The sequence below is a fragment of the Pseudoalteromonas sp. J010 genome (genome assembly GCF_003934235.1).
GTDB classification, from domain to species: domain Bacteria; phylum Pseudomonadota; class Gammaproteobacteria; order Enterobacterales; family Alteromonadaceae; genus Pseudoalteromonas; species Pseudoalteromonas peptidolytica.
The window spans coordinates 66,363-91,806 of sequence record NZ_RDBW01000013.1 but is presented as its reverse complement, the minus strand read 5'-3'; the positions used below and the strand labels follow the sequence as shown (position 1 = coordinate 91,806).

Here is a 25,444-nt window from a genome sequence, read left to right as displayed (position 1 = left end):
GTAGGGGTATCCCGACGCTTTGATTAAAATTGATAAAGCGGAGGCTATTATGGCTTTATATGTAAATACTAACGTTAGCTCATTAAATGCGCAGCGTCAGTTAATGAACTCTGCGAATTCACTTGATACGTCCTTTAAAAGACTATCTTCAGGTTTTCGTATAAATAGTGCGAAAGATGATGCTGCTGGTATGCAGATATCTAATCGTCTTACAGGTCAAATCAATGGTCTGAATCAGGGCATTCGAAATGCAAATGATGGTATATCATTGGCACAAACAGCTGAAGGTGCGCTAGATGAGACAACACAAATGTTTCAGCGTATTCGCACATTGGCACAGCAGGCTTCTAACGGCTCTAATACCGATGAAGACCGCTTAGCAATACAAGAAGAGATCCAGTCGCTATCTAAAGAAGTGAATAGGGTTGCTGCAGATACCACATTTGGTGGTCAAAACTTGCTTGACGGCAGCTATGACGCAAACTTCCAAGTTGGTGCTGATGCCGTACAAACGATCAGCTTTAGTATGCAAAATGTGGGTGCTACTACAAATAGCTTGGTTGCTAATGGCGGGTTTACTTTGTCGGGTATAGCTGGTATCGCCAGTGGCGTAACCGGTGCTTCTTTAAGTGCAACAGCGGGAACCATTAGTACCTCAGTAGGTGCTTCAGCAGATGCAACTAGCTTTTCTGGTGTATTTACTGCCAGTGGTATTTCGGTATCTACACAAGCAAATGCGCAAGCAGTTATGGCTGGTATGGATGCGTTAATCGCAGTAGTTGACAAGAAGCGTGCTGAGCTAGGTGCGGTGCAAAACCGTTTCCAGTCTACGATACGAAATCAATCAAACGTTGCCGAGAATTTGACAGCTGCGCGATCTCGTATTCAAGATACTGACTTTGCACAGGAAACTGCAAATTTAACAAAAATGCAGATTCTCCAGCAAGCAAGTAGTTCAATTCTTAGCCAGGCGAACCAGCGTCCACAAGTGGCGTTATCGTTGTTAGGTTAATGAACAACAGTAGCGTCAAGTTTGTGAATAATTCACGAACTTGACGTATACTGTAAACTAGGTTTATTTCGGAGGTGTGTTGTGAAAGAAATACAAGTTTCAACACATTCGGGGCCAAATGTTTTGCAGCAAAAGCCTGACGAATTGTCAAAAGATGAACGTGGAGCTGAGACGACAAGAGCAGTAGAGCAACTAGAAACAGGGCGAGACACGCACAAAGCTCGTGAAGACGAGCAAAGCAAAAGTAACCTGGTTGCTGAAATAAAGCAAAATCTTGAAAAAGTAAATCAGTTTATTCCCGTCACATCGACGGATTTACAATTTGAGTTTGATGAAGAGGGCGATCCGCCGATTGTCAAGGTAATAGATTCAGAGAGCAATAAAGTGATCCGCGAGATACCATCAGAAGAGTTTAGGGAAGTGGCTAAAGCATTGGAAGAGTTTGCCGATAAAGTATCTAGTAGAGGTTTGCTGTTCGATGAAACAGCATGAATTATCTTAAGGGGGAGTTATGCCATTAATTACTTCAGCTGGTGTAGGTTCAGGGCTTAACCTTGAAAGCATTATCAAAGCATCGATAGATGCCGAAAATGTTCCTAAAATGCAGGCGTTTACCAAGAAGAAGGAGTCGTTGACTGTAGAACTTTCCTCTATTGGTGAAGTGAAAGGTGCGGTTTCAAAGCTCCAAGATACGATGGAAAAGTTAGCAGACCCAAAAAACTTTGGTAAACGAGTCGCTAATATAAGACAGCCAACTGCGGGAGATATTATAAGCGTAACGCCTACCTCTGATATTTCTACAGGTAACTTTAAAGTCGCAGTCAAGCAACTTGCTGAAGGCAGCCGAGTTGTGTCTGCCGACGCTTCTTTTGATTCTACAGACGCTGTGGTAAGTGCATCGGGAGGAACATTGACCTTCGGTGCGGGTGCAGATAAGGCTTTTACTCTTGATGTGGCGGCTGGTATGACGCTTGCGGAATTACGAGATGCAATAAATTCCTCAGACTCAAATTTCGGTGTGACTGCTAATATTGTTAATACAGGAAACACAAGTGTCGGTTCTAAGTTAGTGCTAACGTCAAACGTTACAGGCGATGGAAATAACTTGACCATCACGTCTGATACAGCTGAACTAGATGCTGTCAGCACATCTCCATTTGCAGGTGGTACAGCTGGTATGACCTCGGTTCAGGACGCGCAAAATGCTGTAATCACTGTAGATGGGTTAGAGGTAACTAGCTCAACAAATACTTTTAAGAATGCCGTACAAGATATGACAATTAAGGCATTGGAAGTGAGTGAAGGCAATGATACTGACGGTTATGAAACCGCAAAATTGAATATCGACTACGACCGCGAATCAGTGACAAAGTTGGTTGATGAGTTTATCGCAAACTACAATAACCTTATAGGTATGATAGGACTGCAAACTAGAGCATCAAAGCCCCTGAATGGTGACTCTTCTATGAGGTCGTTAAGCGACCAGTTAATTACTACGCTGTCATCAGAACTAGTTGATGCTGGGCCGTTTGAATCAATTTTTGATATAGGTATCGGTGTGAAAGATGACGGTTACCTTGAAAAATCATCCCTAGTCCGAAGCTTAAATGAAGCAATGGATGAAAATTTTGATGATATTGGCACGGCATTTGCTGGTGAAAACGGTGTTGCTAAGAAGCTTGAAGAGTTGCTTGGCAACTATGCTGATTCCAGTGGTATCTTGAAGCAGAGGCAAAATAGCTTAAATAGCCAGCTTGAAGATTTAAAAGATGATGTTAGCAACCACGAATACAGAATGGAGTCGTTGGAAGAAAGTCTCAGAAAGAAATATGCTGGTTTGGATGTTTTAATTGCACAGATGCAACAAACTCAATCTTATCTGGGAGCACAGCTAGCGAATTTACCTGGTTTTACAAAGTCTAAATAAATTTAGGGGCAATGGTTATGTATAATGCTCGAGTAAAAAATTACCAAAGAGAAGCGTTAAAAACGAGAGTTGCAGGGGCTGATCGATATGAGATAATACAGATGTTGATGGCTGGCGCTGTTGAAAAGCTCGTACTTGCGAAAGTATCAATAGAGAAAAAGCAGCTAGAAGCAAAAGCAGAGCATCTGTCAAAAGCGTCGGCAATAATTGAAGCGCTTAGAAGCAGCTTAGATTTTAAAGTTGGTGGTGAGGTGACTGACAACCTCTTTGCTCTATACTCTTACATGCTTGACAGATTGCTCGATGCGTCAATTAATAACGATCCGGCGTTAGTTGATGAAGTTAGTAGCCTTCTTAAAGAAATAAAGTCTGCTTGGGATGCGATTCCGTCGGAGATCAGACACAAAACAATCGCCGAGAACCAAGACAGTTATAATGTCGGGTAAAGTACTAAAGCAGTTATTTGCTCGGCTTGAATTGATCCGAAAAGACATTCAAAATGGGGAGCTGGATAGTGCTTCAAGCTTAGAGTCTTCATTAGCTGAAGACTTGAAGGAGTACATCTCCGAAAAAAGGACGAGAAGTCAAGCTGAAGTTGATGAGCTTAGAATTATCGCTGAGGAATACGGAAAAATAATCAGTGAGGTTGCTGAGCTACAGCACTCTACGCGAAAAGAGTTACTTGAACGCAAGCAAAACAATAAAAAAGTTCTTATCTATAAGCAGTTTCGTTAATATGACCGATGACAAATCCCTAGAAAATCAGATTCAAGAATTATCAGATATCGCTGTCACTTCAATTGAGCAGTCAAGAAGAGAAGCGGAATTTGCAACAGAGGCAAATCGCAGGTTTGCAGATAATTTAAATAGCTTCTCTCAATATTATCCCAGCATTGCACAGGCTATTGAAGAGTATAACGTTGACGAAAATTTTTGCTTACATGTCGAGTCGGATGGTTTCGCTAATATAGACGTTCTCAAAAATAATGCGAGATTTTATTCTAGTGAACCCTCAAAGCAAATTGAGCAGCAAGTCGAAAAAGCGATAGCGGCTCCCGTTTTTACACTCACCGAGTACACGAAAAATAATTCTGACTATAGAGACATGCGGGTGCATGTCCGATATATGAGAGAGCTATCAACGTATCTACAATCGCTTTCAGACGCCGGGGAACCTCGAAAACTAACAAAGCTACCCGAGCACTTTCCAACCGCAATGATATTTGGTGTTGGATTGGGTTACCATATTCCTAAGTTACTCGATCATACATCATTCTCTTATACCTTTATAATTGAACCGGATTTTAAGCTGTTTTTTGCAAGCCTATTCTGTATAGATTGGTCAAAAATAATTAAAGATATAGACTCTAGCGGTGGCTGTTTATTCTTTTATTTAGGTTGTAAACCTGATGAGTTGGTGGGTGAGCTGAAAAAAACAGTTGAAAACATTGGCGCATTTTCAATAGTTAGAAGCTTCTGTTATCAACACTATCCGTTACCTGACATAAATGAAAGTATTGCTAACTTTTTCAAAGATTATTTTCAGTTTCAATTTGGTCATGGATTTTATAACGACGCAGTAACTGGGCTCTCACACTCATATTTTAATGTTGCCAAGGGTGTACCATTTTATGACGCAAAGCGAGCTCCTGTTTCAGCGTTTAAAGATGTCCCTATCATAATCGTTGGCAATGGCCCATCATTGGATGTGTGTCAAGATTTTATCATCAACAATCAAGACAAAGCGATTATATTTGCTTGTGGTACAGCGTTGACTTCATTGTTAAAAATGGGAGTGATGCCTGACTTTCATATTTTAGTTGAACGTCCTTATAGGAACTATCAAGCGGTTCTGGATATGGCTCCAAAAGAGGTATATTCAGAACTCAACTTGCTCGGCGTTAACACTATTTATCCTGATACCGTTGACCTCTACAAGTGGGTAGGCTTTTCCTTAAAAGGAAATGAAGCTGGAACAGATTTTATTAATGTTCAGTTAGCTAAAAAAGGGCATCGAGGCTTATCAACAACCGCATACTCAAACCCATTGGTGTCAAATACTGGTTTATCATATGCCTTACACTTAGGGTTCAAGAATATATATCTTTGCGGTGTTGATAACGGCCGTTCGGTAGATGGTGCTTCACACTCGAAACTAAGTGTCTACAGCGATGAGAATAAGGAAACTCAATTTAAGTACTGGCCGATGAAGCTAGATGGCAGCGCGTTACCTGGCAATTTAGGCGGTGTCGTTGAAACTAATCAGACCTATAGAATGTCTAACCGCCAGCTGGAAGACCTAATTTCTATCAAACCTGCGACAATATTTAATATCGGTGATGGTGCTTTAATCAAAGGCACTTTGCCGACAACCGCAAGTGATTTGATGGATTTGGATTATCACTTTGATAAGCAAAATATCATTGGGAAAATTAAAGCAGAATTCGAGGATCTAGGATTACAAGGGTTAGGTAATCAGTCTTTAGACAGAGAGCTGACGCTTGAAGTATTCGACCACCTAATTTCAATAGCTAAGGAGAGTGTTAGCACCGTTAACGATGCTTCTAATAACTTGCAACGGCAAGAGCGATATTTATTTGCCTTTAGAAACACTCGCTATAGTCACATTTTTCATATAATTAAAGGATCTTTGCTTTACTATCATTGTCCTATGATCACTCACTTATTTAAGTATGATGACAGCGAAAATTCTTTGGGGATATATAAAGACTTAAATCAATTATGGATAGCCTATCTAGAAGAGATGAAAGAACACTGTTCTGCCCAGCTGTTAGAAAAGTGTGACTGGGAGCTATACCATAGAAATTAACAAGGATGGACTTTAGGTAATGCGGCTCTCTCTGAGACCGGCATTACCTAGAGCGTCGTTCATACAAAATGTATAATATTTTCTTCCCAGCCGTAGCCAATGCAGGATTCATAAATAGCGAAATATGCTGATTTAGAACAAATGATAATGACATCCTCTTTACCTAGCGTCAGAGATTCTGGTTTTATGCAGTTGTGTCCATTAAAGCTAGCAGCTTGCGGGTTCGAATCCACAAGAGCAGTAGGGGCTTTACCAAAAAAGTGAAGCATTTGTATCCATTGTTCACTTGTGGGGCTTACACCCCATAAATAAATGTCTCTAGCTTTAAGGCATCGCATAAGTGCTTCGGCTAGTAAAGGACCATCAAACTTATGTGTGTGTAGTTCAAGGCTTGAAGCTCTGACGGAATAAGTTGGTGGAATAAGGTCTGATGTGGGGGGAGTAGTTGCTGGTAACGCGTCAAAAATAAGGCGCCACCATTTCTTAGCCGACTCGGAGCCACACTTTAGACGGTTTGAAGCTATAATTTTGTAGCGAAAAGTCTTTTCAGATTTATCAGAGAACCGTAGCTTTTTAAGTATCAGCTGGAATTCCGTGAATAATGTTGAGTATTGACCTGATTGTATTGCAAGGTCACATAATCCATTAATGATGCTATTTGATAGTTCTTCATTTGGTTTTTCAATGTGGGCTATTGCCTGTTTTAAGATAAATATGTTTGCACTGAAAGCTTTTTTTTGGTCTGAAGAGCGGCTTTGAGGCCTTTTTTTGTATATTACACCGACATCATGACTAACGATGGTATGTATATTTGAGAACGCGAGTTTTACGTGAAAATCGTAATCTTCAAATGATTCACCTATAGGTCCTTCATGACCAAAACCTCCTATATTCTCAATAGCTGATTTTGGATATAAACCACAATGGAGTGGTGCAATATTACCTTGAAAAATTGCGTCTAAAAAGTTATCAAACTTTGGAGTGCCTTCAATACTCTTCTTCCCAAAGACAGTTCGATAACCAATAAATGAAATAGTGTCACTGCTATTTAGTAGTTGTTTAACTTGGGTCTCTACGCATGTTGGTAGCAGCTCATCATCTGAATCTAAGAACTTGAGATATTCCCCTTTACAAAGCTTAACGCCATAATTTCTTGCTTTTGCAACGCCCTGGTTTTTCTGATGAACGAGTTTTACATTAGGAGGATACAATTGAAAATCAATATTGAGTTTAGGCACAGAGCCGTCATCGATAATGATCACTTCTATATTGGTGTATGTCTGCTCAATACAGCTTTGAATTGCATAGTGAACATTTGTAGGATCATTGAAGCATGGTATTATAATGGAAACAAGAGGTTGTTTCTTTAATTGATTTGGAGAATGCTTTAGTTGTTTCATGTATACTCACTATTTCATAAGTCAAAGGTTCGAATATTTAGATTTAAGTATTTTTCATTTGAGCCGATAATAAAATTATATAGTATTACCAACAATATTTATGTCACAACAGTATCCTCAATTCTCGATTGTGTTACCTACAAAAGATAGGCCGGAGCTCGTCCTCCACTGTTTGAAACTTTTGCTGGAGCAAGATTTTCAAAATTATGAAATTATCATATCTGATAACGGCACCATTCCTCTGACCGAAACCAAAGCGCTTTGTGAGCTACTTTCAAACGTAAAAGTCAAATATGTACGCCCAATTAATCGACTCAATATGTGTGAAAACTGGGAATATGCTATACAATTTGCTAAAGGTGAATGGGTAACAATAATATCTGATAAGTTCATGTTTACAAAGCACTTTTTGACATCGATCTCGAAGCTGGAAAACCTACATAGTTATGACGTCGTAACTTGGCAGTTTGAACATTTCGAGTGCAAAGAAGTAAACAATGAGCGTTTAAATGGTGAGTATCACCCTTTAATGAAGCCTTATGACAGCATTGAGTATTCAGCATCGGAAGAATTAGAGCGGAGATTTGAATTTTCTCAGCCGCTTTTTTATCGAAAATACCGTAACAGAAACAATTATGGGAAGATATATAGCGGTTTTGTTCGAAGTTCTGTTATAAAAAAAGTAAAAGAAAATTTTGGTTTAATTTTCCCGCCTTGTTCACCTGATTTTACTTCTATGCTAGGGATATTAAATGAAAACCCTAAGTGTCTAGATATAGGGATCAGTTTAATGTTGGTCTTAAATGTTCCAGAATATTCCTATGGAGAGCAAACTAAGAAATCGATCGAAAAATGTATTGAAAGCTCCACCTACTACTTCAGTAGCAAGGAGAAATTCAGAGAGTCAATGCTATTTAAAGGTGTGTGGTTTGGGCATAGCGCCAATATATCAGCCGACTATTTAAGGGTGTCACAGCTGTCACAATATGGATTGCTAAAGCAAGCAGAGATCAATAAAGTTAACTTCTTGGGTTGGGCACTAAAAGAAGCACAGAATATTGATGAACCAGACTCCTGTGAAAAAGAATTATTGCTTTTAGAAATAAATAATCAGCTTAGCAAGTTCAGAGGGTCTCCACGCTTAGAAGATGATGTAGAGGCATGTGAATATGAAATTTATCATAGCGGGTTGATTAAATCTAACGTTCCTGTAAGTAATGTTGCAGCTTCAGAACTCGCTAGTTTACATTGGGAGAAAGGTATAGCAGCACCGAGAAAGAGTGTTTTTGAGAATGGATTATCTATTTACGATGCTATCAAGTATCAACAAGAGTATGTCCGTACTTCAGTGAAGATGTTAGGGCTAAAACATGCTTTTTAAAGAAGCTGAAAGCTTTGATATTGGTTTTGTGGTCTTTGACTCACCGGGGCTTGACTTATTTGAATTATTTATCAATGAATTGAGTAAAAATAAAAGCTTTAAAATATTGGTAATAAAAGATTCTGATTTCTCTGATGAAATCGAGCGAAGAAGTAACGTATTTTTTTGTGGCGCAAATGAAAAGTATAAAATTGAAAGGTGCTATTTGATTGTATTTCCAGAATCGAATTTTCCCTTTGAAATTTTAACCTACTACAAAGGTTTCAGAGTCTTATTGCCCCATGGTCCTGATATACCTATTAAGAAGTCTTTAAAAGAATATGGTGGTATATTTGATTTTGACTTCATTCTTGCGATTAGAGAATGGATCCCATTTGATGATTCATTATGGCGAGATTCTATTCCAGTTGAATTAGATTATCGTAATTTTAGAGGGACAAGAGTCGTTCCGTTTGGTTCGCCAAAATTAGATTATCTTAAAAACTCATATGAGGGAGGATCAGATATTATATATCATCTCTCAAACCTTGATATTGAGTGTCAAGAGAAGCTTCAGTACTTACCTTCTATTATAGATTCTTTACTTAAAATTTTTCCAAATAAAAAGCTAGTCTTTAGGCCATTTCCAAAAGACTTAGAGCATCCGTTGATAAAAAGCGTTCGAGAACGATTTGAGGAACAGAAAAATTTCTTTTTCAGTGACTCAAAAAGTTATATTTATGATTATAAAAATGCTGGTACTTTTATTTGTCACCGTCAATATAGTGAGCATGTATTCTTTGAAGCATCGAACTGTCCAATTGTAGTTTTAGAGCTAGAGGAGTACATAAAAGACCCAAACTATTTGAGTGTTGCAATAAAAAAAGCTAAACCTCAATTATCAAAGCGGCCTTATTTTAACCAAGGAGCATCTGTTGATAGCTTTGTGGACTTTTACCGTCAGCTTAGGGAAAATAGCGGATCAACTCTGAGTGGCTTTCCTACATTTGGTATGGCTAGCAATGCTACGACAGACGAAAGAATTTACGAAGCATATCTCCTTGGAAGTCAGCCATATCACTGGCTAGCCGTTAAACATTTTCTCATCTTTAGCAATGTACTATCCGTTAAATTGATTCTAGATTCGTTTTCCAAGACAAGTGACTATAATGGTTCAGGCTTACAAAGTTTTTTTTGGTCAAGCAGCTTTGAAATAATAAAGTCTTGGTTTTGCGTGGATAAAAATAAGAAGTATGAATGTGAACTTTTTGAAATATTTAGCGCGATAGAAAATAGCTATAGGGTGGAGCTTTTAAACACATTAGGCAATGAGCCAGACTCATGGTTTAGTGTGAATACTTTTCAAAGCTTAAATAAAAAGAAAGAAGAAAAAACCCTATATTTAAGAGGTAGTAATGTGGCAGTTGTTAGCCTGGAAGATTTTTTCGAAGAAGTAGACTCTATACAAATATATGGCTCATCAGAATTAGCCGCTAAGGTGATAAAAAAAGTGCCACACCCAAAAAAGGTAGCGAGAGTGGTTGATTCTGATCCTAACAAATGCGGAACTCGAGTAGAGGGTGTATTAATTGAGGATGCTTCTTCATTAAATAATAAAGATGGGCCAGTTGTGATTACTTCACTCTCATCGTATGAAGAAATTTTATACTCTGTTTCTAATAACATAAACGAAGAACTAGAGTTTTTCTATTTTAACTAACTGCCTTTGATTGGAGAATATTGTGACTAAAGCTGTTATTTTAGCTGGAGGCCTTGGTACTAGGATTTGCGAGGAGTCACATCTTCGTCCGAAGCCAATGATTATGATAGGAAGTAAACCCATACTATGGCATATAATGAAAATCTATTCAGCCAATGGAATCAATGATTTTATAATATGTTTAGGGTATAAGGGATATATAATTAAAGAATATTTCGCGAACTATTTTCTACATATGTCAGATGTAACATTTGACATGTCTAAAAATGAGATGACAGTTCACCAAAAGCATGCGGAGCCTTGGAAAGTCACTCTAGTCGATACTGGAGACACAAGTATGACTGGTGAGAGATTACGAAGAGTAAAAGATTATGTTGGGGACGATACATTTTGCTTCACATATGGAGATGGCGTTACTGATCTGCCGATTCAAGACACTATTTCGTCTCACAGAAATGCAGGAAAGGTTGCTACAGTTACTGCAATTCAACCCCCAGGACGTTATGGAGCATTGGATGTTGATGGTAGTAAGGTTGTCTCGTTTCAAGAAAAGCCAGCTGGAGATGGAGCTTGGATCAATGGAGGCTTTTTCGTGTTAGAGCCAGAAGTGTTTGACTATTTAGATGGTATAAACGACAGTTTTGAAGATGCTCCTCTGAGAAAGCTGGTAGCAGATGAACAGTTAAACGCCTATAAGCATAAAGGTTTCTGGCATGCAATGGATACATTGAGGGATAAGAATCAGCTAGAAGCGCTGTGGCAATCAAATAAAGCACCTTGGAAGGTTTGGTGATCAATGTTCAATGAAATGTATGCCGGAAAGAAGGTACTGGTAACAGGGCACAGTGGTTTTAAAGGCAGTTGGTTATGTTTATGGCTTGAGCTTCTTGGGGCTGAAGTTGCTGGGCTATCTCTGCCTGAAGATAAAAATAGTACTCACTATAACAAACTTGGTTTGACTGTAGATAACTATTTTGGGGATATTGCAGAGCGAGGGGTGATAGATAAGCTGATAAATGATTTTGAACCTGATATTATTTTTCACTTAGCAGCTCAGCCACTTGTGCGAAAAAGCTACAATAAGCCTGAAGAAACTTGGCAGTCAAATCTAACGGGTACGCTGAACCTACTGGAGTGTGCACGACACTGCACGAAAGTAAAAGCAATAGTTGTAGTAACCACGGATAAAGTATACGAGAACAATGGCGAACAAAAGAGCTTTACAGTAGAAGATAGACTCATGGGAAGTGACCCGTATAGTGCGTCAAAAGCTGCATGTGAAGTGTTAGTCCATAGTTATCGTGAGAGTTACTATAAACACTCAAATACTTTAGTAGCAACAGCTCGAGCAGGTAATGTAATTGGTGGAGGTGATTGGTCAGATGATCGCTTAGTACCAGACATTATAAGAAAGGCATATTGTGGCGACAGCCTCTCTATTCGCTACCCTAATGCTGTGCGGCCTTGGCAACATGTCTTGGAGTCAATAGCAGGCTACCTTCAGCTAGGGGAGCGGCTTTTAATTGGTGATAAAGTGTTTGCACGAGCATGGAACTTTGGCCCCGCGGTTGAGCATTTAGCCTCCGTGTCAGATGTTCTGTCATTAATGAGTCGTTTTATTCCAAACCTCGACTGGAAACCCACTCATAGTTCACTTTATGAGGCTGAGCACTTAGCCCTAGATAGTAGTGAAACGTACGAGTTGTTGAAGTGGAAATCTATTTGGCCTATTGAGCAAGTTATTGAACATACAGCACAATGGTATAGAGAGTATTATATTAACAACAATATTATCAGCACCAGTCAACTTAACGCATTTATAAATGATTCGAGAAAAATTGGAGCAAAATGGTGTCAACCCTAAGATCACTCAGTATACAAGACGTATTTTTGTCCGAAAGGACCGCATTTTCTGATGCAAGAGGAAGTTTTGCTAAGTGGTTTGATGAACAAGCGCTACAACCGGTGATAGGCCATTCTTCAATTTGCCAAGTGAATAGTTCATATTCAGCACAAGCAGGTACGTTGCGTGGAATGCATTGTCAGCTTGGTTCATTGCCTGAATACAAAATGGTTAGATGCATTAATGGTAGAGTATTAGACCTCATCGTAGACCTTCGTCAACACTCAGTAAGTTTTCTAGAGTGTATTCAAATAGAGTTGGATACGCCAGATAAAATGCTCATTATTCCCCCAGGCTGTGCTCATGGCTTTTTAACTTTGGAGGAAGATTGCGAGATGCTCTATTTCCACACCGCACCGTACGAGCCAGAACACGAGTTTGGTGTGCGGTATGATGATAAATTATTGAGTTTTGAGCTGCCGATCCCAGTCACGGTTTATTCTGATAAAGATGCTCAATTCCAAACGCTTCCATGTGATTTTGATGGGGTAACAATATGAATTGCCGACACTGTGGAAATGAACTGGCACTAGAGATGGTAAATTTAGGATGTTCGCCAGCTTCCAATGCTTACCTGCGTGATAAAGATGCTTTTAAAAATGAAATAACTTACTCACTACGAGTGCTTGTATGCGAACAATGTTGGCTTGTTCAAACAGATGATCAAGTTGAAGCGGAAGCGTTATTCACTGATGAATATGCTTATTTTTCTTCGGTTTCAGCCAGTTGGTTGAAGCATGCAAAATCTTACACAGAAGTTGTAACCCAAAAGCTAGGACTAAATAAAAACAGTTTAGTTGTGGAAGTAGCATCTAACGATGGATACCTCCTACAAAACTTTGTTAAAAATGGAATACCTAACTTAGGGGTGGAGCCTACCGCTGCGGTCGCTAGAGCAGCTAAAGCTCGAGGAATAAATGTAATTGAAGAGTTTTTTGATACAAGGCTAGCTAATGTTATTGCTATGGACTACGGAAAAGCAGATCTAATCATTGCTAACAATGTATTAGCTCATGTTCCTGATATAAATAGTTTCGTGCAAGGGTTTAAGGAATTACTTTCTGAGGCTGGCACGGTAACATTAGAATTCCCATCGCTTCTTAACATTATTACACAAAACCAATTTGATACTATTTATCATGAACATTACTCCTACTTGAATTTATGTGTGGTAGAGGAAATTCTATCTAAAGCAGGTTTGAAAGTTTATGATGTTGAAGAACTATCTACTCACGGTGGAAGTTTGCGAGTATGGGCATCTCATCAAGAATCTTCTCATCATGTTGCTCCGTCAGTGAATGAGGTTAAACAAAAAGAAATTGATGCTAAATTATTCGAACCGTCAACGTACTTAGCATTTTCCGAAAAAGTCACTCAGATTTGTGAAGAGTTCAAAGCATTTCTCGTCGATGCAAAGTTGGCTGGGAAAACCGTTGTTGGATACGGCGCAGCAGCTAAGGGAAATACATTGTTAAATACGGCAGGCGTTAAAAATAATTTAATATCAGCTGTGTTTGACTCTGCACCTTCAAAACAAAATCAATATTTACCAGGATCCCATATTCCAATTTTGCCACCTGACGCTATTGAGTCATATAAGCCTGACTATGTCGTGATATTCCCTTGGAATATTAAAGATGAGATATGCCAATACTTAGCGACTAATAGTAGAGTTAACTGGAAATATTGCATTGCCATTCCAAACTTAGAGATCTTTGATGGATAAATTAGCATATACAAGACCAAGTATTACGCAGGAAGACGTACGACTCGTGACCGAAGCTGCAGCGGATGGCTGGGGAGAGCGCTGCTATGAATACGTTGATAAATTTGAAAAAGAGTTTTCAGAGTATATCGGTGTACCTTATGCGATGGCCACTTCTAGCTGCACTGGTGCTCTACACCTTGGTTTGTCGGCTCTTGGGGTAGGCAAGGGTGATGAGGTGATTTTAGCTGACACAAATTGGGTCGCAACGATCGCGCCTATTCTTTATCTCGATGCGACACCAGTGTTAGTAGACGTGAACAGGCGTTCTTGGTGCATCGATCCCAATGAGGTTGAAAAAGCGATAACTTCAAAAACAAGAGCGATTATTGCGACTCACCTTTATGGAAACCTCTGTGAACTCGATGAACTTGAAGACATTGCAAAACGCAATGGGATATATTTAATCGAGGATGCTGCTGAGGCCATCGGCTCGGAATATAACAACAAGAAAGCAGGCTCCTTTGGGATCTTCAGTGTGTTTTCTTTTCATGGAACAAAGGCCATTACCACAGGGGAAGGTGGAATGTTAGTTTCCTCTGATGAGAAGCTTGTAGAGAAATGTAGGCAGCTTAACAATCACGGCAGAGCGAAAAATGAACAGCGTCAGTTTTGGGCTTCAGAACTCGGCTATAAATATAGAATGTCTAATCTTCAAGCTGCATTAGGTGTTTCTCAATTGAAAAGAGTAAACGAAATAGTGCAAAGAAAAAGGGAAATCTTTGAGCACTATAAAAAGCTCTGTATGAATATTCCCGATGTGGTACTCAACCCAGAAAACCTAAATGAAGTCAATTCATACTGGATGCCCACGCTGATTTTTAATACTAAGGACTCATTCAACATAGACGAGCTGATTACACATTTGCAAAATAATCAAATTGATGCACGTCGTTTCTTTTGGCCATTGAGTGAGCAACCAATAGTAGACAATATGCAAAGTGGTAAAAATGCGCTTTATCTTTCTCGTAGAGGCCTTAACCTCCCAAGTTTTGTGGATATGACTTTTGAGCAGCAGGCTTATGTTGTGGATTGTATCTGCGGCTATTTAACATCAAAGAAGGTAACGTGAGAGTAGGTGTTTTTTGCGATTCGAAGGCCTCAGCAGTAAAAGCTGCTGTTAGCCTATACAGGCAAGTAAAAAGTGTGTCTGTGTTCTTTTTCGGGATAAATAACGCCGAAATAGGGCCTGAACTCGATGAACTCGGCTTCGAGTGTAAGTTCCATAGTAGTGCTGATGGAGACTTCAACAATAAATGCAAAGTATGGTTTCAAGAAAACGAAATAACTAGTGTTATATTATTTACAGAAAAAATTATTTCCGAAGCACTTTATGACAGTTTTGAAGTATACAACATACACCCATCCAAACTGCCGAGCTACAAAGGACTCAATGCCCTTAAAAGAGCATACGATGATAATTGTTGCGTTATAGCCGCTACAATCCACAGAGTTAACCATGATGTTGATGGCGGTGATATTAAAGCGCAAATAACACATGAAGCGAATTTACAGTTCAATTACAGCATGTGGGAGCGAGTATCATTTATCCAAAAAGTATATTTAACTTTACTTTGGCTAGCTTATGTTGAAAAGGGAGGCGACTTCCCCTCGGAGTTAGAGCTGGATATTAATGTGCTATTTGAGCGATTTGTAAAAGAGATAGGGTATGACTAGTAATAATTTAAAAGTCGTTATTTCACAACCCATGTATTTTCCATGGATAGGGATGTTTCAGCAGTTACATTTGGCTGATGCTTTTGTGTTTTTAGATGATGTTCAACTCGCACGTGGTTTTTATAATAGAGTACAAATTAAAACTGATAGCGGTAGCAAGTGGCTGTCAGTACCAGTTAAGAGGCTATCCCGCTCTCAGCTTATCATGTCCTCTGAAATTGACTACACGAAAAACTGGAAAAAAAATCACGAACAACTCCTTGCTCACAATCTTAAGCAAAGCCCTTATTACAGTGATGCAATTGAAGTATTTCGGGAAGTCGCGAAAGAAAATCATCAGAGTTTAGCTGAACTGACTATTGCATCTATGAGAGCCGTTGCACGCTATTGGGGCATGGATAATAATGTTGAGTATTATAAAGCATCTGATTTAGCTTGCTCAAAAGGAAGCGGAAGTGAGAAAATTTTAAATATTTGTAAGGGAGTTGGTGCTTCTACTTATATCACAGGTCATGGTGCTAAAAACTATCTCGAACATGAAAAGTTTGATGATAAAGGAATTACTGTGGAGTACATGAACTATAATACCACCCCTTATAGCCAAAATTTTGGCTTGTTTACTCCATACGTAACTTCACTTGATACGATAGCAAATTTAGGAAGTTCAGTTGGAACACACCTTCATTCAAAAACAACAAATTGGTTAGATTTTATAAATGAATAAATCCGAAGAATTTCAAAAAGAAGTGGCTGAGAATATACGTCAGCTACAGAATGCTGATGAATTAGAAGCGTTATCTGTCGAGTGGATCCGTCAGAGTGCGCCGTATAATTGGTCATATAATTTTAGTTGGCTTGGTCGTCCCGCAATTCAATTTCCAAATGATGTTTGGGCGCTGCAAGAAATAATTTGGTCAACCAAGCCAGATTTAATCATTGAAACAGGTGTCGCACATGGAGGCTCTGTTATCGCTAGTGCGTCATTATTAGCGCTATTGGATTATACTGACGCTGTAGCTCAGAAAAAGCAATTAGATCCGTTAAGCCCTGGTAGAAAAGTAATAGGGATTGATATAGATATTAGACAACACAATCGTGATGCAATCGAGTCTCATCCACTTGCTCATAAAATTGAATTAATTCAGGGCTCAAGTGTTTCTAGCGATGTCGTACAATTGGTGTGTGAAAAGGCTAAAGACTATAACCGAGTTATGGTTATCTTGGATTCTAATCATACACATGATCACGTGATTCAAGAGCTTCAAGCATATTCTCCACTGGTTTCTGAAACTTGTTATTGTATCGTATACGACACTATTATTGAGGCTATGCCCGAGGATATGTTTCCAAATAGACCGTGGGGTAAAGGTAACAACCCCTACAGTGCTGTTAAAGAGTTTTTGAAGTCCACTGAAGATTTTGAAGTGGATTCAGAAATTCACGCAAAACTTCAGATAACAGTCGCGCCGATGGGTTTTCTAAGAAGAGTTAAAAAATAGTTATGTGGTCAAACTATTGGCGTATGTTCCAAAAGCGAGGGCCTCGTCTTCCATATAATTATTTTATTGAAAATCACATGTTTGACTTGCTTAATGGTACTAATACACACATGTGGCTCCCAAAAGAGGAGTACAAAGACAAGTTAAAAAATCTTGGTGAAGGTGTGCAGTATGAAAGTAGTTGGACTTCTATTATAAAAGAATCGACAAAAAGAGTTTTTACCTTGAGCTCACATTCTCCGAGTGACTTTGATTATATAGACGCAGGTTGTGGAAAAGGGAAAGTTCTCTTAGTATGGCGAAAGCTATTGAAAAACTATACACCCCACATTTTAGGGATTGAGTACAGTGAAGAACTACATAAAATTTGCTTAGATAATATCAATAACACATCTGGTGCTGAAGTTAATGTTCTTCTTGAAGACGTGACAAATGTTACTCTTAATACAAAGGCGAGTAATCTTTGCCTTTATTTATATAACCCTTTTTCAGAGAAGATACTCTCCAACTTCTTAGATAGTGTCGTTCATTCCTATAGTGATATTTATATTATATATAACAACCCTGAAAATGCTCATTGCTTATTTTCAAAAGGCTTTGAGATGATTTATCAAAAAAAAGGATGGCATGCAAATTCAACTTATTCTATTTTTCATATAAAGAAATAAAGAAATTATGCTTTGCTTACTAATAATACTAGGCAAAGCATAATGAATGAAAGTAAAAGTTGCTCTTAACAAACACACTTAACACATTAGCTTTTTATAATATCTTGTAGCTTTTGTGAGCTCAAAGCTTCTAAATCTTGCGTACTGTCTATTTCATACCAGTGTTCATTATGGGTTGAGGCTGTTACCTCGTTACCACGATTAATGAGCTGTTGTATAAAATCAGTCATATACATTGATTTGGTTTCACTGTAAGGGATTGAGTTGTATAGATTTATAAAACTCTTCAAGCCGTGTACTGAAAGCTTAATTAACCCCATGTATTGGGCTTCAGCATCTTCAACACATTTTAAAGGTTTGCCTAGCTCTACGATCTGATCAGTATATTTTTTCATTTTAAAGGACTCTGCATCTTTCAGAGGATCCTCCATTCTGTCTTGCCATAGTTGCAGCCACGAAAGATCTGCAGAAATACATATGTCTCCGGGTGTTGCAAGTAATTTTTTGACAATACGAGCGTTGAAAATAATATCTCCATAGCAAATTAGTGTAGGTTGCTCTTGTTGCAAAACATCAATAGCTTTAAACAAGGAGAAAACCATGTTTGTTTGGTCATACTCGGAGTTATGAAACTGTCTTAGTTTATAATTATCAAAACACTCTCTTTTATATCCTGTAACTAGTGAGATATTAGCTTGCTCAAATGTATTAAATACATCTAGTTGATAATCTAATATGGGTCGCCCATGTACGTTCACAAGGGCTTTAGGTTTATCATTTGTGTAGGGTCTTAAACGAGTTCCCATTCCTGCGGCCAAGATGATTATATTCACGAATTAAATACCTCTTTAATAAGCGAGACGTCGTATTGAGAAAATTTACTCTCGCGTTCAGGATGCCACATTATACCAACAATAGGATACGTATTGTGCTTGATGGCTTTGATAACACCGTCTTTGGCTTTTGCTTCAACAGCGAAGTCCTGTGGAACATGGTAGAAGCCTAAATTATGATAGCTATTAACTATTCTACTTTTTTCTCTGTACATAATGGTATGTGTCGAGCCTACATGCCCATCAATTTTTACAAGGGGTTGTCCAAAATAGTCCATCAAGAGTTGCGTGCCGCGGCAAATAGTTAAAAGAGGAGTTTGCGTCTTCATAGCATGCTCCAAAAGGTACACTTCGAGTTCATCACGCTCAGGTGTGCTTCCACCATAGCTAACGAGATCGTTGCCGCCACTGAAAATCAAACCTGACAGTTTAACAATTGTCAATATTTGCTTGGCAACCTTAAGATTGTTTGGAAGTAGTATAGGGTGGAAGCCGCAATCTCCGACCAACTCAAGTAGCTTTTGGTCTACAGCATCTCTCTTCTCTTGATACGTAACCCCGCAGTGGTCAACGCGCATAGTTATCGCTATGAATTTCATAGTACTAAGTCAACCTTCTCTTTTTCACAGTCAATAATAAGCGAAGTAGCATTACTCCATCGCTCAAAATTGGCCTCGCCAGCACCTATGATGGCGGGTAGTTGTAATTCCTGAGCACGTATTGCCATATGCGAATTACACCCACCATACTTTGTAATTAGCGCAGCGATATCTTCCGCAAAAAGCCAATCGTAGCCAGGGTCTGCTGATTCAATACAGACTATCTTACCTTTCAAGCCGTTAGTTAAATTAACTTCGACATCTGCTGATATACTTTGTTGCGTAATAAAGTTAGGATGGGTAGCTTGTGGCGAGAATATAAACTGATCGCTGGCTTTAGTGATTAAGTCAGGTAGTTTTATTAACTGCGATAGTTGATAATACTCTCTTCCAACGGAGATGGAAGCCTGTACTTTTTCTTTAGCACTATGACTTGTAGAGTGGAGGTTTAGAATATCCTCAATATTTGCATAGCTCAACTCTTCTCTTGATAAGTCTATTTGTCTGCCTAAGTTTTCAATTAAAACCAAAGAATCACTCAAGCTACGAGTAAAAATAAACTTACTATATTCTCTTGCCTCAATAGCTTTTTTTATAAAATTGAACAACTGTATGGAATTAATGTTGAGTTGATGTGTTTTTAGCGTTTCATCAATAGCATTTAGTTTTTTAAGCGAGATATTAAACTCAGCCGTTACTTTATGTGCATCTAACTTTTCATTTAGGATGAACTTCTCAGGGTTTTCATCGTATCTTGGTGAGGTTATCTCATATGTACCAGGACGCAAATGGCCATACTTTTTAATCAATGCTTGAGACGATAATTCTGTTCTATCTTTGAGAAATAAGCTATTTACGGTCTCAATAGATGAAAGGAAACATTCATAATCGTTTTGCGAGATCAACTTTGAGTAAACCATTGACTTTAAAAAACGGATGGCAACAAATCCAGCTCTAGCCAAGCCTGCAAATGGTAGAGTGCCAAAGGATTTGCAATCTTGAAGTAACCAAAAGATTTTATCAATCTTATTTAAATCAGAATTTAATACCTTTTCATGCCTTTCAATCAGTTGGGTAATTTTACACAGGTCACTGTTCACAGGACTGAATTCATCAATGATAATTTGCTCTGTTAAAGACTTAAGGCTATTTTCGATTAAACTGATTTCTGATTTGGTGAATCCATGCTGTTCCAATTTACAGAGTTGATCAGGTGACTGGAAATCAAAGGAAGAAAAGACTATGTCAAACTCTACTTTATCATGAGAAGCAGGGTTTTCTATGAGCTGATCCAAGTAATGATTTGCTAACTTTTCTGCAAGTTCTTCAGGAATTGAGGCTGGAATAAATGAATTAAAACTCGCTCTCACATCGATATATGGAGTACCGCCAAGGATGGTCATCAAGTGCTGCTCACCAACATCTCTGTATTTATAAATAGCTCGATGTCGAGCCCACACCCCATCTGTTATTAAAAACTTGTACAGTGACAAAGCCAAAGGTCTTGGCTTTATACCTATGATTTCAGCCGGATTCCAGTCAGGCATTACGCCGTATATAGTTTGCTTGCCAACCAAATATGGGTGTCTAGACGATAGCCTCTTCAACTTTTTGGCTATACATTGCTGTTCAAGTAACAACTGTTCAGATTTCTTGACTACTTTTTCTTGTACTATTAATGGCCTTACCTGCAATAGGTAAGTTTTATTATTTTCTATTGCAAACTCAATATCTAAGAACTTTGAGATGTTTAATTCTTTTAGCTCTTTTATCAAATTGATTACTTGATTTTGCCATGTGTAAGCACTCGCATCATATTGGTGGCTAACGAACCAAGTCCTTACCTCAGTGGCACCAGAAGTAACTGCTTCAGTATTCCTATTTTCATCTGCACTAATGACATAGTATTCAGCCCCAGTATCTTGAATATGACTAAAAGCAACGCCAACATAATCTGGACATAATAGCATTGGCTGAATAAATAAGATGTTTTCATGATCTAATTCATCATAGGAGGAGAATACGCTATTAATGGCACTAGTGAGGCTCAATTCATCCAAATTCACATTAAGCTCAGTGGCATACTTACCAGCGTTACTCGTTGTCGTGCTGTCTTCTTGTACTGTACAAGAGCGTACAATAACAGGCGAATCAAACTCTTTTTGAATTTGATTCAAACAATCAGTACGGTTTGTTCTCCAACGTTCAAAATTAAGGGTATATACAGGAAGAACAGAAGCGCTAGACAAAGAGTCACTTAGCTCAATTAAGCGCTGTACTTTGCTTGGTAATTTTTGATCTCTGCTACGCATCATAGATAACCTTTTTCCATTCAGTAAAGATTTCCTCCGCCTTTACGGTTGCGTCATCTATTCCACCATTATTCAATATACGCATATCGGGAAACAGCGGCAGTTCAGCAGTGCTATCCTCTACCATATGCGAGGACTCATTTTGGTATAAGCCCTTAGGATCCCTAGATATTCTTGCTTTGATATCAACATCTAAGAACACTTCAAAATAATTTGGTATATATTCACGATTCCAGCGTTGCACTTCGTGAAACATACTAATAGTAGGTACGATAACTACTTGATTTTGATGAGTAAAAAGGCGAGCTAGTCTTGAATAACGATAGGAGCCAAGAAGTCGGCTATTTGTATCAAATTGCCAGTGTGGATCTCTTATAGCTGCTCGTATTTCATCCCCGTCTAGTATGATTGGGTTAATTCCCATGTTCTGAAACTGTGGGATCAGTAAATTTGTTATCGTTGTTTTTCCAGCTCCGGATAACCCTGTTATCCAAATCGTTGAGCCTTTTTTATTCACCATCAAAAATACCTTCAGGTTTGTTGACATCGAAGCGAGAATGAAGTTTTTTAATTGTTAGCGCTCTTAGCACTGGGTGCATAATGTAACACGGCCTGTTAGAAGGGATATCCAAGACAGTTAAATCATAGCTTTCCTGCTTGATAAAACTTGCTAACGCGCTTGCCCTGATCCAAGGATCTAGAACATAGTCAATAAACTCAGAACTCAGATCACTAGGCTTAATATTAATATTGAAAGGTTTGACTAACAGCGCCTTGCCTGAATCTAACTTGGGTGTCATATAAAACACGCTAGCATGTAGTGTGTTATTAAATAGCAAGGAGTAGTAAAAACATGTACTTCCCTTTACTTCAGGCAGTTTACCAGGATGGATGTGGATATATTTTATACCAACTTCAAACAGTGGTTGTTTTAGTATCCCTCCTCCTGTAAATAACCACTCTCTCTGTCCGCTGCTTGAAAGCGCGGAGATTACATCAGGGTGATTGATTGATTCAACATCTAACTCCACGATAGGAATATTTTCACCCTTTGAGAAATCTTCAATTGTTAGGTATTTAGGGAACAACTTTTCGCCAAACGGTAAGTCACGTGATTTACGAATACCATTTTCACCTCTTTTGTTGGCTAGTGTGATTATTATAGAGGGTAAAACTTTTTGGTTCGCAAGTACGTTAACATAAGCCAATGCTCTAGGGCCTGGGAAATATAATAATCCAAACTTTTGATTAGATAGCAAAACCATACTCCAATAGTAATTTGTGCTCAAGCTCTAGCGTGTTAAGTAATATTTTTGTTTGTTCCTTATCTAACATCGTACTAGGACTAGTAGTGATTTTAGGCTCTAGCCAATCAAGTATTTTTATCGTGCTATTAAGAGAGTTTAAATCTTTAAGTTCATGGCTATGAACAGCAAGAGCATTAGCGCAATTAATCGCGACATGTATTTGCTCTCTTTCTGTTAACGAAGAATATCCCTTTAGTCGAACAGAACAAAAGTCATTGTGAGTGGAAAAACGGTTCTCCAATATCATTAGCGTGGGTAGATCGAATTCGATATATTTCTGATTAGCTGAGTTGCATTTAGCCAACGACTTTTTAAGATATGCAATGAATTGTGCTCGTAAATGATGAAAATGAGCTATTGCGTTTTCATCATCTACGACCGGGAAGTCATGTTCGTGACGCTGACTTGATTTCAAGGAAGGGTTAGTTGTCATTTTTCACCTTTAGGTTTAGCTGCTAATTGACATTGCCTTTGTTACAAACACTAAATCGGATAATAAGATATATGCTCAACGCACACCAAGACGGTTTCTCGATTAGAGTCTACTACGAATCTGGCGTTGTAAATTAGTCCTATTCACCTTTAAACACAGTTGCACTGCTTATCATACTCAAATTCCAATCTTTTTTTGGAGTATGCCAGTCGGAGCCATAATGAGCCTCAAGATATTGGGTCGCCTCACTTGGGATATTCATAATACAATTATTGAATGTTATGTCCTCCGTTAAGAGTAGGTGCTTACTTGGCATGCTAAATCCTCTTGACGAAATAACATAATACATTGAACCAGCATCGACATATTTAATAAATACATCTAGTTGTGGCAAATCGCTATGAGCAGAGCATGGTCTTAATTTAAAAGATGAAATGCTACCTTTGTCGATACAATGAAAAGTAGAATTAGCCTTGTTAATGAATATTTCCCATGGTGTTCCAAACTGTTTGTCAAGTACAGGAAGTAACTCACTCAAAGCAGCGAAACACTGCTCGGTATCTTGACTGTTTATTGCAATATCTAAATCGTCATCCCAAGGGATAAGTGCATTATCACGAACAATACCCAATAAAGTTCCTGCATCGACATAATAATTTAGTGCACTTGTATTAAGTGTGGCAGTGACCAATTCCAAGAGCTTCAGTGCATTTTTTTTAGCTGTCGGCTGTCCTAATTTAGTCTGTTTAATCGCATGAGCAGGCAAGATATGAATTTGCTGGCTTTTCACATGGAAAGTATGCTCAAGCTGATGCTTGATTTGTTCAAAGAACTCGCTAGCAATATAAATAAAGTCAAAATCTTGACTTAGTATCCAATTTGCGTCTTTGATAGGGTAGCCATTCAAATACGTGCCTTGCTTATTTTTATCATTATCTGTAAAGCCAATGATTTCATGATCTGCTTTCAAATGGGCATAGGCTGCTTTGCCTGCCTCTCCTGCACCAAAAATGATAATTTTAGGTTTCATAATGTGTCGAAATTTCAGAATATGTCTGGATCTTAATGCAAATTATAGACCAGTTGAGATAATATGTATTTGTTTTATTTTGGAAAAGTACGGTTCTACTGATAACTAAAAGGTTTGATTTGCATTATATCATTGACATATTTTTGTTATGATATTTCTGAATTAAGCTGTTAAGAGTAATTGCTATGGTTTTTATATATGCAAACGCGAGTAGGAAACTTGGTTTTGGTCATATAATGAGGCAAATAGCATTGATAGAGGCGTTAATTGACCAAAATCAGCAAGTATTTCTTTTATGCCATGAAATTACTCAAGAGTTAGTGCTAAAGTTAGAGGCAACTGGGGTAAAAGTATGTCAACTAGAAGCTGAAGTCGACTGGGTACAAAAACTACCGGAAATGAATACATTAATTGTAGATGACTATAATGTTTCTGATGCGGATTTTGAACAATTACGGAAAAAAGCTAAAAGACTGGTTCTTTTTGACGACAATACATATCTCAATCTACCTTTTTTAGATTTGATTATTAACCCTAGCGACTTCAACAAGACTGACTTGCTAGCAAACAAAACTTTGCAAGGCTCTGACTTTAGGTTGGTTAGAAGTGAGTTTATACCTTATAGGCCTCGTCCACGGTTTAAGCCAGGCTACATTTTTGTGTGTTTGGGCGGAAGCGATGCTCAGGCACTGTCTGTTGCAATCTGCAAGATGCTACTTACCTCTCAACAGGTCACTAAAATTGTTTTGGCTGTTTCCAGCACGTGTGATCACAGAACACTCTATGCTCTTGAGGGGCTCAAAAGTTCGACAAAGTTTGAACTGCATATAGACAGTAATAAACTCCCTATGCTCATGTCAGATGCGGATATAGCGATTACTGGAGCTGGTGGTAGTTTGTATGAGTTAATGTTTTTAGGCGTACCATCAATAGCGTTAGTAGTTGCAGATAATCAGTCTCAAGCTTTATATTCGCCATTGAATAATAATGCGTATAGCGCAATTGATGGCAGAGAAGAAATTGACATCATAAATATCGTAGATACCGCTTTATTGTTATTGGATTCAGCCGATAAAAAGAACGTGTACACTCAGCAGAGTGCAAAAGTAGTGGATGGCTTGGCTGCTTCGCGGATTTGCGATGCAATCTTGCACCTTATAAGACATTGA

The 25,444-nt window shown here is 38.4% G+C and carries 26 protein-coding genes; 18 read left to right on the top strand and 8 right to left on the bottom strand.

The window, feature by feature from the left end; translation table 11 throughout:
• Positions 1-49: 49 nt before the first annotated feature.
• From EAG18_RS09025 to EAG18_RS09000, 6 genes are all read left to right on the top strand, one after another.
• Positions 50-1,012, top strand: a complete 963-nt coding sequence (locus tag EAG18_RS09025) for a flagellin (RefSeq protein WP_125252059.1) — start codon at positions 50-52, stop codon at positions 1,010-1,012.
• An 81-nt stretch (positions 1,013-1,093) separates the two neighbouring features.
• Positions 1,094-1,504 carry a flagellar protein FlaG gene (locus tag EAG18_RS09020; RefSeq protein ID WP_125252058.1) on the top strand — a complete coding sequence of 137 codons (411 nt, stop codon included), beginning with the start codon at positions 1,094-1,096 and terminating at the stop codon, positions 1,502-1,504.
• Between the two features lie 19 nt (positions 1,505-1,523).
• A complete protein-coding gene (gene fliD / locus EAG18_RS09015) occupies positions 1,524-2,939 on the top strand; it encodes a flagellar filament capping protein FliD (protein ID WP_125252057.1) in 1,416 nt (471 codons plus the stop codon).
• A gap of 17 nt (positions 2,940-2,956) precedes the next feature.
• Complete coding sequence (fliS, locus tag EAG18_RS09010; protein WP_125252056.1) at positions 2,957-3,385, top strand: flagellar export chaperone FliS; 429 nt, start codon at positions 2,957-2,959, stop codon at positions 3,383-3,385.
• On the top strand, positions 3,375-3,674 hold the full coding sequence (locus EAG18_RS09005; protein WP_125252055.1) for a hypothetical protein: 300 nt from the start codon (positions 3,375-3,377) through the stop codon (positions 3,672-3,674). The genes fliS and EAG18_RS09005 overlap by 11 nt, the downstream gene beginning before the upstream one ends.
• 1 nt (position 3,675) lies before the next feature.
• The gene (locus EAG18_RS09000; protein ID WP_125252054.1) at positions 3,676-5,769 is read left to right on the top strand and encodes a 6-hydroxymethylpterin diphosphokinase MptE-like protein; all 2,094 of its coding nucleotides are present in this window, start codon (positions 3,676-3,678) and stop codon (positions 5,767-5,769) included.
• 59 nt (positions 5,770-5,828) lie between these two features.
• On the opposite strand, the gene EAG18_RS08995 is transcribed toward EAG18_RS09000, so the two are convergent.
• Complete coding sequence (locus tag EAG18_RS08995) at positions 5,829-7,169, bottom strand: glycosyltransferase family A protein (protein ID WP_125252053.1); 1,341 nt, start codon at positions 7,167-7,169, stop codon at positions 5,829-5,831.
• Positions 7,170-7,269: 100 nt separating this feature from the next.
• Here EAG18_RS08995 and EAG18_RS08990 point away from each other — a divergent pair, with 100 nt between their 5' ends.
• The 11 genes from EAG18_RS08990 (at position 7,270) to EAG18_RS08940 (ending at position 17,761) form a co-directional block, all read left to right on the top strand.
• Positions 7,270-8,550, top strand: a complete 1,281-nt coding sequence (locus EAG18_RS08990) for a glycosyltransferase (protein WP_125252052.1) — start codon at positions 7,270-7,272, stop codon at positions 8,548-8,550.
• A complete protein-coding gene (locus tag EAG18_RS08985; protein WP_125252051.1) occupies positions 8,540-10,249 on the top strand; it encodes a hypothetical protein in 1,710 nt (569 codons plus the stop codon). Before EAG18_RS08990 ends, EAG18_RS08985 begins: the two co-directional genes overlap by 11 nt.
• Before the next feature lie 22 nt (positions 10,250-10,271).
• Complete coding sequence (gene rfbF / locus EAG18_RS08980; RefSeq protein WP_125252050.1) at positions 10,272-11,042, top strand: glucose-1-phosphate cytidylyltransferase; 771 nt, start codon at positions 10,272-10,274, stop codon at positions 11,040-11,042.
• 3 nt (positions 11,043-11,045) lie between these two features.
• On the top strand, positions 11,046-12,113 hold the full coding sequence (gene rfbG, locus EAG18_RS08975; protein WP_125252049.1) for a CDP-glucose 4,6-dehydratase: 1,068 nt from the start codon (positions 11,046-11,048) through the stop codon (positions 12,111-12,113).
• Positions 12,098-12,652: a dTDP-4-dehydrorhamnose 3,5-epimerase family protein gene (locus tag EAG18_RS08970; RefSeq protein WP_125252048.1), complete on the top strand. Its 555-nt coding sequence runs from the start codon at positions 12,098-12,100 to the stop codon at positions 12,650-12,652. The genes rfbG and EAG18_RS08970 overlap by 16 nt, the downstream gene beginning before the upstream one ends.
• Complete coding sequence (locus tag EAG18_RS08965) at positions 12,649-13,878, top strand: class I SAM-dependent methyltransferase (RefSeq protein WP_125252047.1); 1,230 nt, start codon at positions 12,649-12,651, stop codon at positions 13,876-13,878. The genes EAG18_RS08970 and EAG18_RS08965 overlap by 4 nt, the downstream gene beginning before the upstream one ends.
• Positions 13,871-14,989 (top strand): DegT/DnrJ/EryC1/StrS aminotransferase family protein, encoded by a 1,119-nt coding sequence (locus EAG18_RS08960; RefSeq protein WP_125252046.1) that lies wholly within the window; start codon positions 13,871-13,873, stop codon positions 14,987-14,989. The genes EAG18_RS08965 and EAG18_RS08960 overlap by 8 nt, the downstream gene beginning before the upstream one ends.
• Positions 14,986-15,594 carry a formyltransferase family protein gene (locus EAG18_RS08955; protein WP_185745578.1) on the top strand — a complete coding sequence of 203 codons (609 nt, stop codon included), beginning with the start codon at positions 14,986-14,988 and terminating at the stop codon, positions 15,592-15,594. Before EAG18_RS08960 ends, EAG18_RS08955 begins: the two co-directional genes overlap by 4 nt.
• Positions 15,587-16,318 carry a WbqC family protein gene (locus EAG18_RS08950; RefSeq protein WP_125252044.1) on the top strand — a complete coding sequence of 244 codons (732 nt, stop codon included), beginning with the start codon at positions 15,587-15,589 and terminating at the stop codon, positions 16,316-16,318. The genes EAG18_RS08955 and EAG18_RS08950 overlap by 8 nt, the downstream gene beginning before the upstream one ends.
• Positions 16,311-17,093, top strand: coding sequence for a cephalosporin hydroxylase family protein (locus tag EAG18_RS08945; protein ID WP_125252043.1), 783 nt, complete (start codon positions 16,311-16,313; stop codon positions 17,091-17,093). Before EAG18_RS08950 ends, EAG18_RS08945 begins: the two co-directional genes overlap by 8 nt.
• A 77-nt stretch (positions 17,094-17,170) precedes the next feature.
• The gene (locus EAG18_RS08940) at positions 17,171-17,761 is read left to right on the top strand and encodes a class I SAM-dependent methyltransferase (RefSeq protein ID WP_125252042.1); all 591 of its coding nucleotides are present in this window, start codon (positions 17,171-17,173) and stop codon (positions 17,759-17,761) included.
• Positions 17,762-17,847: 86 nt separating this feature from the next.
• Here EAG18_RS08940 and EAG18_RS08935 read toward each other — a convergent pair whose 3' ends face one another.
• The 7 genes from EAG18_RS08935 to EAG18_RS08905 form a co-directional block, all read right to left on the bottom strand.
• Positions 17,848-18,594 (bottom strand): phosphocholine cytidylyltransferase family protein, encoded by a 747-nt coding sequence (locus EAG18_RS08935; protein WP_125252041.1) that lies wholly within the window; start codon positions 18,592-18,594, stop codon positions 17,848-17,850.
• Complete coding sequence (locus EAG18_RS08930; RefSeq protein ID WP_125252040.1) at positions 18,591-19,193, bottom strand: gamma-glutamyl-gamma-aminobutyrate hydrolase family protein; 603 nt, start codon at positions 19,191-19,193, stop codon at positions 18,591-18,593. The genes EAG18_RS08935 and EAG18_RS08930 overlap by 4 nt, the downstream gene beginning before the upstream one ends.
• Positions 19,190-21,505: a PEP-utilizing enzyme gene (locus tag EAG18_RS08925; RefSeq protein ID WP_275557254.1), complete on the bottom strand. Its 2,316-nt coding sequence runs from the start codon at positions 21,503-21,505 to the stop codon at positions 19,190-19,192. The genes EAG18_RS08930 and EAG18_RS08925 overlap by 4 nt, the downstream gene beginning before the upstream one ends.
• Positions 21,498-22,025 (bottom strand): adenylyl-sulfate kinase, encoded by a 528-nt coding sequence (locus tag EAG18_RS08920; protein ID WP_185745577.1) that lies wholly within the window; start codon positions 22,023-22,025, stop codon positions 21,498-21,500. The genes EAG18_RS08925 and EAG18_RS08920 overlap by 8 nt, the downstream gene beginning before the upstream one ends.
• The gene (locus EAG18_RS08915) at positions 22,015-22,764 is read right to left on the bottom strand and encodes a hypothetical protein (protein ID WP_125252037.1); all 750 of its coding nucleotides are present in this window, start codon (positions 22,762-22,764) and stop codon (positions 22,015-22,017) included. Before EAG18_RS08915 ends, EAG18_RS08920 begins: the two co-directional genes overlap by 11 nt.
• Positions 22,754-23,245 (bottom strand): hypothetical protein, encoded by a 492-nt coding sequence (locus EAG18_RS08910; protein ID WP_125252036.1) that lies wholly within the window; start codon positions 23,243-23,245, stop codon positions 22,754-22,756. The genes EAG18_RS08915 and EAG18_RS08910 overlap by 11 nt, the downstream gene beginning before the upstream one ends.
• Before the next feature lie 139 nt (positions 23,246-23,384).
• Positions 23,385-24,275: a LicD family protein gene (locus EAG18_RS08905; RefSeq protein WP_125252035.1), complete on the bottom strand. Its 891-nt coding sequence runs from the start codon at positions 24,273-24,275 to the stop codon at positions 23,385-23,387.
• Positions 24,276-24,511: 236 nt separating this feature from the next.
• Here EAG18_RS08905 and EAG18_RS08900 point away from each other — a divergent pair, with 236 nt between their 5' ends.
• Complete coding sequence (locus tag EAG18_RS08900; protein WP_125252034.1) at positions 24,512-25,444, top strand: hypothetical protein; 933 nt, start codon at positions 24,512-24,514, stop codon at positions 25,442-25,444.